The organism is Shewanella sp. MBTL60-007 (assembly GCF_019654915.1).
Taxonomy (GTDB): Bacteria; Pseudomonadota; Gammaproteobacteria; order Enterobacterales; family Shewanellaceae; genus Shewanella.
The window spans coordinates 1-12,174 of record NZ_BPET01000055.1 but is presented as its reverse complement, the minus strand read 5'-3'; the positions used below and the strand labels follow the sequence as shown (position 1 = coordinate 12,174).

The following is a 12,174-nucleotide window of genomic DNA, read 5'->3' as shown; positions in this document are numbered from 1 at the left end:
AAAAAATCCTTCAATATAACGACTAAAATGCCTGTCCCCATACTTTCATTACTTTTAGTACAGCTGGGCCAACTGCAACGATAAAAAACGAAGGCCAAATACAGCACATCATTGGAAATATCATTTTCACAGCAAGTTTTGCGGCTTGCTCTTCGGCTGCTTGTAACCGCTTATTACGATACTCATCAGAAAAAACCCTGAGTGTTTCGGCAATCCCCGTACCCAAACGCATACTTTGAGAAATTGCGGAGTTGAGCCCCTTAATATCTTCCAACCCCGTTCTATCGGTAAACTCCTGCAGCGCAACCTTAATCGTTAACCCCGCCCTGACCTTACTACAAACCAAATCCAACTCACCGGCTAGGCTTGGATGGCTAAAGGCCAGCTCCTTCGCTACCCGTTGCATAGCCGCCATTAACCCAAGTCCCGCCTCACAACAAACCACTAACAAGTCTAGTGCATCGGGAAACCCTACTCGAAGAAGACGCATACGGCGGTTTGCCAAAGACTGCAATACGATAGAGGGGATAATAAATGCGCCCCCAATAAACAAGCAAAAAATGTAAATAGTCCAAATACCCGAAATATTCGGAAACAGATTTAAAATCACCAAAGAAACGATTGATCCGACTAAGATCAGTAACAAACGCGAAGCGTTGAAAACTGCTAAAGCATTTTGAGAGTGAAATCCAGCATGAATAAGCAGGCGCCTAGTTTCATGGTTAGAAAAGTTAAGAAATGGCTTCTTAGCCATTTCCCCCATGCCATGCTCCAGCGTTCCGGTTACATCATGGGTGACCAATTTCTTTTCATCATCATTGAGTAGTTTCAATCTCTTTCTGATGGGTGAGTAGACTCCACTAATCAAGTAAGAGATTGATATCGCGAGGGTAACCCCAGCAATCGCAGCTACTGTGTAAATAGCCCATTCAACATGCTGTGGATCATCAAATAACTGACCGAATAAACCAATTAGGAAGTCCATATTACATATCTATCCTTATTAACTTACTAATCCACATACCACCGACAAACATTCCGATGGCCCCCCAAATAAGCAATTGATTGCCCTCTTCTGTACCCGTTAGCTCGCCAACATAACCTGGTGTTTGGATATAAATGACAGCGAAAAGTACAAACGGCAGCAAGATAAGGATCCAGGCAGACAAGCGACCTTCGGCTGAAAGTGTTCTCACTCTTCGCCTAAACGTAAAGCGTAATCGGATGACTCTTGCCAAGTTGTTAATGTTTTCTGCTAAATTACCGCCTGTTTCTTTTTGCACCATAACTGCACTAGCAAAAGCCATAGCAGAAACACTTGGAACCCGCTCAATAAACCCTAAGAGCGCTCTCTTAGTATCTTTACTGTAATTAATATTGGCGAACATTAAGCTAAACTCTTTCGCAAGCGGACCTTCCATCTCCTCTGTCACTAACTTAATGGCGTCAGAGAAAGAGTAACCCGCTTGAAGAGCACGACGTAATACGTCTAAAGCATCAGGAAAACTTTCTTCAATCTTGTCCATTCGTTTTGCAGTATCGCGATTTAATTTGACGTTAAATAAGAAAAGCGTTACCACAAACATAAAGGCCGCAGCGATAGGTTCACCTATATACATCCACGTCAAAAATGTAACGATGGATGCGGATAAGAGTGCGAGAAAAATAAATTGGTGGCCCATCAGTTTGTAATCGGCTAACTCCAAACGATAACTTAAGTTTTCCACCACCTGAAAGTGTTCTAACCAACGCCCGATAGGACCTAGTTTTCCTAAACGGCTTTTACGCAGCAAGGAAGTCTCATAGGTAATATCACCTGATTCTTCAGAGAGCTTCTTTAGACGTTTACGAACCAGTGCGGTGTTTGCTCTTTGCGGACTGTAAACAGGCAAAAAAAGTGCCTGCGACAAAAAGAGTACAGCAACAAACACAAGGCCGAGAAAAATGACTTGATTAGAAAACATGTGTCGGCTCCCTAAAATTCAGTAAATGGATCGCCACAATTGAAAAGATGGTATGGAAGATCTATTCCATGTTGTTTTAGTTTGGTATGAAAACCTGGGATGACTCCAGTGGCCTCAAACTCACCAATAATCATTCCGTCTTCATCTCGCCCTTTACGAGCAAAACGGAATATTTCAGACATGGTAATGACATCCCCTTCCATACCATTAATCTCTTGTATGCTGGTCACTCTTCTGCGCCCATCTTCTTGACGCTCTAACTGCACAACAAGATCAATTGCTGACGCGATCTGGGTCCGTATGTTACTGACTGGCATATCAAAACCCGCCATACAAACCATATACTCAAGTCGGCCAAGCGCATCTCTTGGGCTATTGGCATGCAAAGTAGTTAACGAGCCTTCATGACCTGTATTCATCGCTGTTAGCATATCGAGGGCCTCTCCACCACGGACCTCACCAATTACAATTCGGTCTGGCCTCATTCTCAAACAGTTTTTAACAAGGTCTCTCTGAGAAACTTCACCCTTGCCTTCAATATTTTGAGGCCGGGTTTCTAGGCGCACGGTATGAGGTTGTTGAAGTTGGAGCTCTGCGGAGTCCTCAATGGTAACTATACGTTCGTCACTCGGAATAAATCCAGATAACATATTTAGTAGGGTCGTTTTACCGCTACCAGTTCCGCCTGATACTAAAATGTTCAGCTTGCCTTTAACGCCGCCTTTCAAAAGTTCAATCATAGACTCTGTCACAGAACCAATATCAATGAGCTGTTTAGCATTAAGTTTATCAACGGCAAACCGTCTGATTGATAGGGACGGCCCATCTAAAGCCAGCGGGGGGATAATGGCATTCACTCGTGATCCATCCGCAAGCCTTGCATCTACCATAGGTGATGATTCATCAATTCGTCTTCCGACACTTGAAACGATTCTATCAATGATATTTAAGAGATGAGCGTTACTATGAAATTTAATATTAACCGACTCTAATTTACCCTTTCTTTCTACATAAACTCGATCATAGGAATTAACGAGAATATCTGATATTGAGGGATCGGCTAAAAGCGTCTCAAGCGGACCTAACCCTAACACTTCATCAATAATAAGGCTGATAAGTCGCTTACGGGTAGAGAGGTTTATGGGGAGGTTAAGTCCATTTAAAATCTGGCCACATATTTCACTAATTTGGATCTGAGCTTGTTCTTTTGAAACGGTTTCAATAAGGGAAAGGTCCATTAAACTCAATAATTTATCATAGAGCTGCACCTTGATATCCTGCTCTTCTTGGGTCAATGGTTGGTAATCATCAACCCTTCTGCTTTCCTGTAATATTTCCATGTTAGTTTCCTAAAAGGCGCTTCCAAAAACCCGGTTTTCTATTACCTTCATCCACTTTCACCGGTAGTATTTTGTCTCCTAACAGGCGAATATCGGTTACGATACGCTGTTTTTTTCCGATCTCTGTAATTGCTCTACCAAGATCTACGCACTCATTCGATAACTGATAATCATTAATAACAGTACAAATATTCGATATACCGATTGCCTCTTTTATATCTGTTATCTTGATATTGGAGCTTTTGTTATATCGATTAACCACAAGGTTAATTCTTTCTGGAGAGACACCTAGTCGCTTCGTCAATTGGTTTACTAAATCCTTTGTTTGACGTAAGTGCATTATGTTTTGTTGTGTAACAATTAAGATCGTAGCATCTAAAAGAAGATCGCAGTTCCAATGCTCTGGTCCTCTTGAAAAATCTAAGATGACTTGTTTGTAAAAATTACGGTACTTCCAAATTAAGCCTTTAACTCTACCAAAGTCGACCTCTTTATCGAGTCCAAGCAATTCAAAGGGTTTAGCCGCTAATAGACTCAAATTTCCTTTTTTGCTCATCGTACTTTTTAGTGCTATCTCATCAAGTTCATCAATCGATGCCAATACATCACAAACAGAGTATTTAGCTTCAACACCAAGAATATGAGACAGGGTACCGTGATGTAAGTCCATGTCTAACAAAGCTAAGTCAGCCCCTTTTCTTTGAGATACGACATCCGCTAAGCTGGCTGAAATAAAGCTCGCACCAGAACCCGCCTTACCGTTGATAATGGCAATAACGGGAGCTAGATCTGCATTCTGAACAAGACGGTTAGATACTTTCTCTAATGAGCTAAAAATCTCATTTAACGGGGAAGTCGCAGGAATAAAATCACTTACGTTATATTGAAAAGCCAACCGTAGAATATTCTGCGGGGTATTAATCCCTACCACTATCGTGTCACAGTCGAACTGTGATGCATAAGTTAACGCTTTTACAGCCTCTATCTCATCAGAGGGCAATACCAATATCACGAGATTGAAGCTATTGTGTTCTTTCGCTAAGTTTTGCTGGTCATAAGAGGCTGCCTGCCAATCTAAGTTTTCAAGTTGATTTAAGTTTTCACCTAACCACGCAAGAGACTGGTTGCCATTAGTTAGCACAACGGCTCGAACAGGAAATGACAAACATAAATGCGTAGGCAATTCTTGTTGTTGATTATCATTCGAGACACATAGCTCTAACGGCTTATCCATTCGCAACCTACCTCCCTTTTTAAACACATCTACACTTACTATAGACAATAATCCTTAGGGTATTTATTTATTTGGTTATATTTTTACTCACAGACTGCAGTCTGTTGTTCCTCCTTGAAATATGCCAAGGCTCTCTCTAGGTAGAGTTGTAGAGAAAGTTGGAGAATTTAGCGTTCGATATAAACCTGGTACAAGAAATTGATGGTTGTATCCAGTAATTTCAGCTCTCACCAAGTCGATCTCTATCCCCGTAGCGGGCGTACCATCGTAGGCTAAGTAACTAATATTTAGGTTACTCGCCGTTAAATTTGGAAGAATCGAAGCATCATTAAACAACGCGATAGAATTGATATCACTATTCACCTGACATACCACAGCCAGCCTTGCAGCTCTTCTTGATGCTTCATGGAGTACATTGTAGGTGAATAATAGACGTCCAAACTCAATGGCTGCGAAAAGTGCAACGAAAAATATCCCTGCAACAAATGTAAATTCTACTGCATAGACTCCATTCTGCTTCTTCATAACGCTGTTACCGCATAGCTCGCATCCAAATTGAAAGTGAGATCTATGTCTTGTCCAAAAGAAAGCGTCGATAGCTTATCTGCAAATAAGGGCTGCCAGTCATAGCTCACTTTTATTACGAGAATACCGCTATCAACAGGAAACTCAGTTACAGTAATATCACTATTTGTAAGACCAGAGAGATTAGATGTGGTATTTAGCGTATCTCCGCTTAACAACATACGTTTCATATTACTAATACAAAAATCACAATTTTCATCAGATAAAACATCCGGTAAATTTCCGGTTGTATTGACGATTGCGGTATTAGATATAAAGCGTCCTGCGCTGCGCGCCATTCTCGTTAATTCGCTATATTGATAAAGTATTCGCCCAAATTCGACTGTAACGAATATCAGTAACAATAGAATGGGTAATACAAGCGTAAACTCGATAACCGCAATTCCTTTCTGTTTATTCAAATTCATCATGGCACCTATGAATCAGGACTATCAGGATCACGATAGAGCACTATGGTAAAGTTATCACTCTCAAAGTCTGGATCTAAAGAGGCGTTCCCCGAGGAACCACATTCAGATACGTATTCTCCGATAATGATTGATGTATTTCCCGCATGCTCAACAGTCTGAGTTAAGAAAAAGCAACCAATAGCCTTAACCTCTACAACATTTTTACCATTGACCTTACCCGTACAGTCTCCTATAACAACCGGAAGCTTTCTCCTATCAGCCTTGTTATATGCTGATGCGTCTAATATATTCCCGGTCTTACAATATTGAGAGTGGGGTACAGGGTTTTCATCAATATCCTGACCATAATAAGCCGCATAGCTATAATACTCAGCAGTAGGATTAATTATGTTGGCTTCTTCATCTACTAATAATCTATCTCCCTGGCACGTATTAATGTCTCGAGGGTGATCTAAAGAATTCAATTGATTACCATTTGGCCACTCTCCAAAGCGGGTATTAAGACCATCTGCAACCGGACCGACTTTATTACCAGGCTCAGTTGGAATCTGCTGGTCTACACTTACACACGCGTCTGGAGAAAACTCACCAGCAAGCCCCTCCTCTATACTTTTACCGCCTGAGCCACCAAGGTCTAGTAATTGAAAATTACCTGGTCCTAAAGTTATATCTGGATCCGTAGGATTTTGTTTGGAGCCAATTTTCATAACATGAAGACCACCGTGGGCCATCCCATAGTCATCTGGTTGTGTCATATCACCACAAACTAATAAGGGAACAACTTTATTTAAGCACTCAATATCGGTACTGCGACCAGCTACAGCAGAAGCACGAACTTTCTTATCAAAATTTAAAATTTGCGCCAAAAAGTTGTCCAGACCAATATCTTCAACCCTAACTCTGACATATTCATAACTGTTATCGGATCCAGGGACAAAAGGGTCAGGCAATGCAGAAAACTCTATAGCAACATGGCTTGTTACTTGGGAAGAGTTGTAATCTGGTGATGACAAAGTGACAACATCTGCTATTTCGTTATTTTCAGCATGACCAAGATTTTGGGCAAGAATACTAATAGCAACTTCTCTTGCATCATAAAGCGTTCCACCATCCTGAAGCTTTTTAGCTGCGCTTAAAGCCGCTGAGTCAACAGCATTTTGCAACCGGCCTTTGTTTAATAACATATGGCTACTGTCTAACGCTAAAGCCGCCATGGCAACAATCGCAAATAATCCTATCGTAAACATGACGATTATCGCCCCTGATTGATATCTTTTCGGACGTCTACGTTGGACTAACAAACTGAATTGACTCGCCATAACTCTAGCCTCTATGATTTAATTGCTACTTGAACCATCGGCGGTTATCGACCCCATACTTCTTGCGGTTGCAGGCTTAACAGTACTTGCACGATAAGACTGCATAACCTCACGCCCATAGTTACCTTCCAAGCTAAGTATAATACCGTCATTACGTTCTGCAGCTGCGGGATCTAATATCTGCACTTGTTTAATGCGGTAATGACTCTCGCCCATAGGAAAGTCATTGATTTTAGTGCAACCAGTCAAACTACAAAGAACAACAAAAGCGGTAAAAAAAGTCGTACTAACGCCTTTTACATTGGATCTCATGAGCCTTACTCCTTTTCGACAATTAAAGTGAATGGCCATATTTCTGCTGAGTTCCTGAATCATCTAACTTCGCATCAGACTCGACTGGCTCATAAGGTGTTTCATTCGTATCGTCAGTTTTCTCTTTGTGGGACAGTTTACCTAATAGGTAAAATTCGACATCAGAAGGTAATACAAATCCATCAGTTGGTAAGGAAATATCTTTACGATTAAATGCTCGAACTAGCCTAGGCGTAACCAGAATAACCAGTTCGCTTTGCCCACTTTGAAAGCTCTTACTTGTGAATAGCTGCCCCAATACCGGAACATCTCCCAAGCCGGGTAACTTATCTATATTTTCTCTAAGAGTGTCACTAATCAAACCGCTAATAGCGATAGTTTGCCCATCTGCTAACTCAACCGTTGTTGCTGTACTTCTTTTTACTAATGACGGGACGACTAACGTGGTTGATGTATTGCCCGAAATAGCAAAACTATTTGCGGTACTAATTTCACTTACAACAACATTTAGATTCAAGTTAATCTGCCCAGAATCAAGGACTGTTGGTACAAATTTCACACCGACACCATAATCTCTGTATTCTATGGTTGTATTCCCATTCTCACCTGGAACCGGAATTGGAAACTCTCCTCCAGAAAGAAACTGAGCCGATTGTCCGCTCATAGCAGTAACATTGGGTTCAGCTAATACCTTGGCTAGTCCATTTTGCTTAGCGATATCCAACGCAAAATTCATCATCAAGTCGCCGTTGATATACTGTGCAAATATTCCTTTAGCATCGATACCACCAATACTTCCAGGATCAAAGCCTCCGCCTCCACCAACTACACCGCCAGATAAGTTAGAACCTTGATTAAAGATGAAAAACTTAGAATCAAACTGTCTCGCGACATTCCTTTGAACCTCTGCAACAACGACCTCAAGCATGACCTGATGATCACCACCTATAGTCATCATATTAAGTACTTTACTCGGTGCCTGCCCGCCAGCTGCGGCCTCAGCATAGCCCTGTGCAAGTTCCACTGCTGTATTCATTTTTTGGAGGTTGGAAGCCTGCCCGCTTAATAATAGTTGACCTTGAGAGGTCTGAACCCCTAACTTTTCGGTAGGAAGAAATTGATACAATCTGGTTTTTAACCCATTAAGATCATGAGTTACCTCAATATCCATCACTCTTGCAAGTTGCTCATTTTTATCCCAGATCATTACATTAGTACTACCTAACTGCTTACCCAGAATATACAGCTCATCATTAGGGAGTAACTTAATATCGGCGATGCTCGGGTTACCCACCGAAACACGATGTATCGGACCATTGAGCATTAACACTCTAGATTTAAAAATAGGGATCCGCTGAACATCGGCTCTTGCACCAGCTGTTGGGCCGCCAGCGTATGCCGTTGATAGCTGCAACATTGCCAATAAACAAACAATTGATAAGTACCGAAGGAATGACATGTTATTCTCCTTAAAACATGAATCTTTATGTTTGCTATCAACTAATTATTAGTTGTCGACTTTGATCTCTTGCTCATTCATGCCTTTAAGCAAAAATACTTTGTTTGAGCTGGGTTCCGAGAGTCTAGCCACACTTACAGGCTCAACTTGTGGAGCAGGCTCTTTCTTATCGTTTTCAGCAGTTTTATTCGCTTCTTCGATATCGGCAAGCTCTATAACGGCGGTATCATTAGGATTACGAAGTGCCAGTTGCAAAGAGCCTCTGCTCTTAGCGATCATTAAAGTTTCCGCTTGCTCCAAACTTAACTCTAATGTCACCGCACGAACCAGCACTGGCTTATTTTCATCATTTGACGCTTTCTGATCGATGGCTAGAATTTTTACATTTGAAAGAACAATATCCGTTTTTAAACCCGTGGTTTTAAATATATTAATAATATCTACTCTATTACCGGGTAAAAGAAAGCCAGCAACACCGACTACGTCGTTAACCCGAATCGTTACAGCCCGCATAGTAGGGGTTATTAAGCTCGCTAATGTGCTTCCCTCACCTTTCGGAGTTAATCGCTCTTTACGAAGTACCTCTCCTTGGTAGAGTCGGTGCTTTACGACCTGACCTTCAGCCTCGGTAATCTCAGTAATGGCACCTTCTGGAACAAGATTTTGAGGAACCGGCGTAAGGGCCAAATGCTTCCTCTCGATAATCGTTCCCAAGGGAACCTCTGACACCATGGTAATTACATTGGATGTAGTGCCTACATTTTCTGTTTTAGTATTTGTTTTGAGCCAACTTTGCGCTAGATACACAGCGGTAACTCCAAAGACTAATGACAAAATGACAAATAAGACTGTTTTATTATTCATTTGTCGCTCCTAATCAAAATCTAAAATTTTATACAAAATATATCGACCAAGAAGAATCCACTAAGGATGGAGTCACTACGGGCTCGAACTCCATGAAACTTATTTGATCAGACATAATCCCTAACAAATCCCTTGGATAACATGGAATAAGAGGTTTATCGTACCGCTTGTGATATTCGACTAAGAGATACTGAAAAACCTCTTCAGTACAACTCAACCCTAAGTCTTCACATACTTGAAACCATATCTTTCTATATAGCTCTTCATCTAAGGCATCGAAGTGAATTTTGTACCCTAGTCGCCTTAAGAAGGCTTCATCTACAAGTTCATTTGGATTAAGGTTAGTTGAAAATAAAAGAATTAGTTCGAATGGAATTTCAAAATGCTCACCAGATTGTAGACTTAAAAAGTCTCTTCTCTCTTCCATAGGAATAATCCAGCGATTAAATAACTGCTTCGCACTGATCTTCTGTCTACCGAGATCATCTAATAACAAAATACCGTTATTTGCCTTAAGTTGAAGTGGAGCCATATAAGTACGACTATGGCTGTCAAACTGAACCTCTAACATCTCGGCGGTCAATTCACCACCGGTGATCCTCAACGGTCTTTCACACTTTATCCATCTTGGATCATGCCCCTCAGCTAGGTTTAAACTCGTGCTTTCGCTGCCACCTCCAACCTTATGATGCAGTTCAGGGTCATATACTTGAATGACTTCGTTTCCTATGGCTAATGCATAGGGAATTAACACACTGTCTCCCAAGGTTAAATTAAGGTGACGGCACAGGTAGCTTTTACCTGTACCAGGTGGACCATAAATAAGCACTGGGCGACTAGAGTTCATAGCCGGGCCTATCTTAAAGAGTAAGTCTTTAGGTAGAACTAAAGCTGATAACCCCGCTTCGAGCATTTCAAAAGTAATCGCCTTGGCTCTACTCGATTGCTTCTTACAAATATTTGCATACTGTTTTAACGGCACTGGTGCTAAGCCCAAATAACCATTTCTCGACAATGCTTGTTTCGCGTGAACTTCGCCCCCTGCGCTTAGGGCATAACGCATCTGACCATCGGCCGTTGTCTGTCTATTTTCAACCCAGGCTAAAGATTTTGCGGTGTCTAGCAATTGCTGAATAATACCTCCTGTTACACCTAGCAAATTAACGAGTTGCTCTCTCGTTAACACACCTGCGGCTAACAGATGCTTTGTCACTAAGTCTAGGAGTAAAGACTCTGACACTCCTGTTTCACTAATTGTTTTTGGACGAGGAGCGAGTTGAGTCTCCATTTGCAGCACTTCACTATTTGAAGCGATAGATTTTTGCGATTGCTCTTCTCTAGGTATATTCATGCGCGCATCCTAAGAAAATAGAGAGTGACTAATAGAAGAGTATAAATAACTAATGTCTTGGTTCAGCGAACACGCCCAAAGCCATCCAATAGCTAAAGCCGGTGCGTACGGCACCCTTTGACCTGCAACTTCACCTTCTTCAGGCTTGAAATACGTTCTTAAATAAAAGCAGTCCCAATATCTTTTTAATGTTTTGAAACAACCTGAAAAACCAGATCTCCAAATGACGAGTAAGCTACTCGTTATGGCTCCTGCAACGATAGCATAGGCGATACTCCAAACTACTAATTGCGGCCCCATTAGTGCACCTATCCCCATCATTAGCTTAATATCACCTGCACCGAGGATCTTAAAAATAAAAGTTGGAAATAAAATGATGAAGGCAAGACTAAAGCCGATAAATGAGTGCATTAACCCACTCAGATGGGCAAAATAACTATTGATTGAAAAGCCACAAAAAATTGCAAATAAACATAGCCAGTTTGGTATTTTCTCCTTTGTTAAATCAAACACGATCGCTAAAACTAAAAATATTCCTGCGATAATAACTTGAAGTAACAATTGATAATCAGCCATATTATTCCCTTAACTATTCAGCAAAAGATTACTCACATCATAGTGAGCAATCTTTAATCCGTTGAATTTTTTACGGTTTAAGGAGCTGTACAATCCGTTGAATTACCATTTACTGCTGAAGCTAAACAATCAATTTTATCAGTGGCATTTGTGCCTAAAGTGTTGAACGCAGCAATCATACCACCAACAACCAATCCACCTGCAATTGCATACTCAACCGCAGTCAAACCACTTTCATCTTCGATAAACTCTTTTAGCAAACATTTAATATCCATAACTTACCCACCTATTTTGTCCTATCTCAAAACCAGCTCTTACAAGTTTGGCTACAGACGCAAAGTTTTTGCTCATTGCTTAAGTAACGCTGTCTATAAAGGTAGCAAAGGCAAAGTTAACTCTCCATGTGGAATAAATTATTGGTCTACCTATAATAAAAACAACTAAATCAAGATAATTTAAGAGCGCTAACCTATTGCTCACTTTACAACAATCCAAGAATTTTCTAGCACGAAACAAATGCCAACATCCACGTATCCATTAGGCTGTAGCATTTAAAAGTATTAGATAATATCGGGAGATAGAAACTCTGGCGTTTATGTTAACAACCTCATTTTAATTAAAGCGGTTGAAAATCAGACCAGTTCATTATTCAATGAAATTATTATGCTAAAGCCGTTAAGATAGGAAAACTAAGGGGTTGGTAGATTGTTTATAGCAGATCGGTGCGGCAAAAGAATAAAAATAGTTCACATACCAAAAG

Annotated in this window: 13 protein-coding genes; all 13 read right to left on the bottom strand. The window is 40.9% G+C overall.

Features of this window, described 5'->3' with window-relative positions; all coding sequences use genetic code 11:
• Nucleotides 1-22 precede the first annotated feature (22 nt).
• The 13 genes from K5Q92_RS18530 to K5Q92_RS18470 all read right to left on the bottom strand — a co-directional run bounded on the left by K5Q92_RS18530 (nucleotide 23) and on the right by K5Q92_RS18470 (nucleotide 11,689).
• Nucleotides 23-985 carry a type II secretion system F family protein gene (locus K5Q92_RS18530; protein ID WP_220770372.1) on the bottom strand — a complete coding sequence of 321 codons (963 nt, stop codon included), beginning with the start codon at nucleotides 983-985 and terminating at the stop codon, nucleotides 23-25.
• A 1-nt stretch (nucleotide 986) separates the two neighbouring features.
• Complete coding sequence (locus K5Q92_RS18525; RefSeq protein WP_220770371.1) at nucleotides 987-1,964, bottom strand: type II secretion system F family protein; 978 nt, start codon at nucleotides 1,962-1,964, stop codon at nucleotides 987-989.
• A gap of 11 nt (nucleotides 1,965-1,975) precedes the next feature.
• Nucleotides 1,976-3,304 (bottom strand): CpaF family protein, encoded by a 1,329-nt coding sequence (locus tag K5Q92_RS18520; protein ID WP_220770370.1) that lies wholly within the window; start codon nucleotides 3,302-3,304, stop codon nucleotides 1,976-1,978.
• A gap of 1 nt (nucleotide 3,305) precedes the next feature.
• Nucleotides 3,306-4,538 carry a pilus assembly protein CpaE gene (locus tag K5Q92_RS18515; RefSeq protein ID WP_220770369.1) on the bottom strand — a complete coding sequence of 411 codons (1,233 nt, stop codon included), beginning with the start codon at nucleotides 4,536-4,538 and terminating at the stop codon, nucleotides 3,306-3,308.
• A gap of 87 nt (nucleotides 4,539-4,625) precedes the next feature.
• Nucleotides 4,626-5,063 carry a TadE/TadG family type IV pilus assembly protein gene (locus K5Q92_RS18510; RefSeq protein ID WP_220770368.1) on the bottom strand — a complete coding sequence of 146 codons (438 nt, stop codon included), beginning with the start codon at nucleotides 5,061-5,063 and terminating at the stop codon, nucleotides 4,626-4,628.
• A complete protein-coding gene (locus K5Q92_RS18505; RefSeq protein ID WP_259649629.1) occupies nucleotides 5,060-5,530 on the bottom strand; it encodes a TadE family protein in 471 nt (156 codons plus the stop codon). The genes K5Q92_RS18510 and K5Q92_RS18505 overlap by 4 nt, the downstream gene beginning before the upstream one ends.
• An 8-nt stretch (nucleotides 5,531-5,538) precedes the next feature.
• Nucleotides 5,539-6,852 (bottom strand): TadE/TadG family type IV pilus assembly protein, encoded by a 1,314-nt coding sequence (locus K5Q92_RS18500; protein WP_220770366.1) that lies wholly within the window; start codon nucleotides 6,850-6,852, stop codon nucleotides 5,539-5,541.
• Between the two features lie 18 nt (nucleotides 6,853-6,870).
• A complete protein-coding gene (locus K5Q92_RS18495) occupies nucleotides 6,871-7,164 on the bottom strand; it encodes a hypothetical protein (RefSeq protein WP_259649628.1) in 294 nt (97 codons plus the stop codon).
• 22 nt (nucleotides 7,165-7,186) lie between these two features.
• Nucleotides 7,187-8,623, bottom strand: a complete 1,437-nt coding sequence (locus tag K5Q92_RS18490) for a type II and III secretion system protein family protein (RefSeq protein ID WP_220770365.1) — start codon at nucleotides 8,621-8,623, stop codon at nucleotides 7,187-7,189.
• Nucleotides 8,624-8,671: 48 nt separating this feature from the next.
• Nucleotides 8,672-9,487, bottom strand: coding sequence for a Flp pilus assembly protein CpaB (gene cpaB / locus K5Q92_RS18485; RefSeq protein WP_220770364.1), 816 nt, complete (start codon nucleotides 9,485-9,487; stop codon nucleotides 8,672-8,674).
• A gap of 28 nt (nucleotides 9,488-9,515) precedes the next feature.
• Nucleotides 9,516-10,838 carry an AAA family ATPase gene (locus K5Q92_RS18480; protein ID WP_220770363.1) on the bottom strand — a complete coding sequence of 441 codons (1,323 nt, stop codon included), beginning with the start codon at nucleotides 10,836-10,838 and terminating at the stop codon, nucleotides 9,516-9,518.
• Between the two features lie 9 nt (nucleotides 10,839-10,847).
• On the bottom strand, nucleotides 10,848-11,414 hold the full coding sequence (locus K5Q92_RS18475; protein ID WP_220770362.1) for a prepilin peptidase: 567 nt from the start codon (nucleotides 11,412-11,414) through the stop codon (nucleotides 10,848-10,850).
• A 77-nt stretch (nucleotides 11,415-11,491) separates the two neighbouring features.
• Nucleotides 11,492-11,689 carry a Flp family type IVb pilin gene (locus K5Q92_RS18470; protein ID WP_220770361.1) on the bottom strand — a complete coding sequence of 66 codons (198 nt, stop codon included), beginning with the start codon at nucleotides 11,687-11,689 and terminating at the stop codon, nucleotides 11,492-11,494.
• Nucleotides 11,690-12,174: the final 485 nt, after the last annotated feature.

Coding starts and splice junctions, on each gene's coding strand:
- K5Q92_RS18520 (WP_220770370.1), bottom strand. CDS start 3,304: ATGGAAATATTACAGGAAAGCAGAAGGGTTGATGATTACCAACCATTG.
- K5Q92_RS18495 (WP_259649628.1), bottom strand. CDS start 7,164: ATGAGATCCAATGTAAAAGGCGTTAGTACGACTTTTTTTACCGCTTTT.
- K5Q92_RS18515 (WP_220770369.1), bottom strand. CDS start 4,538: ATGGATAAGCCGTTAGAGCTATGTGTCTCGAATGATAATCAACAACAA.
- cpaB (WP_220770364.1), bottom strand. CDS start 9,487: ATGAATAATAAAACAGTCTTATTTGTCATTTTGTCATTAGTCTTTGGA.
- K5Q92_RS18490 (WP_220770365.1), bottom strand. CDS start 8,623: ATGTCATTCCTTCGGTACTTATCAATTGTTTGTTTATTGGCAATGTTG.
- K5Q92_RS18505 (WP_259649629.1), bottom strand. CDS start 5,530: ATGAATTTGAATAAACAGAAAGGAATTGCGGTTATCGAGTTTACGCTT.
- K5Q92_RS18475 (WP_220770362.1), bottom strand. CDS start 11,414: ATGGCTGATTATCAATTGTTACTTCAAGTTATTATCGCAGGAATATTT.
- K5Q92_RS18470 (WP_220770361.1), bottom strand. CDS start 11,689: ATGGATATTAAATGTTTGCTAAAAGAGTTTATCGAAGATGAAAGTGGT.
- K5Q92_RS18510 (WP_220770368.1), bottom strand. CDS start 5,063: ATGAAGAAGCAGAATGGAGTCTATGCAGTAGAATTTACATTTGTTGCA.
- K5Q92_RS18480 (WP_220770363.1), bottom strand. CDS start 10,838: ATGAATATACCTAGAGAAGAGCAATCGCAAAAATCTATCGCTTCAAAT.
- K5Q92_RS18500 (WP_220770366.1), bottom strand. CDS start 6,852: ATGGCGAGTCAATTCAGTTTGTTAGTCCAACGTAGACGTCCGAAAAGA.
- K5Q92_RS18525 (WP_220770371.1), bottom strand. CDS start 1,964: ATGTTTTCTAATCAAGTCATTTTTCTCGGCCTTGTGTTTGTTGCTGTA.
- K5Q92_RS18530 (WP_220770372.1), bottom strand. CDS start 985: ATGGACTTCCTAATTGGTTTATTCGGTCAGTTATTTGATGATCCACAG.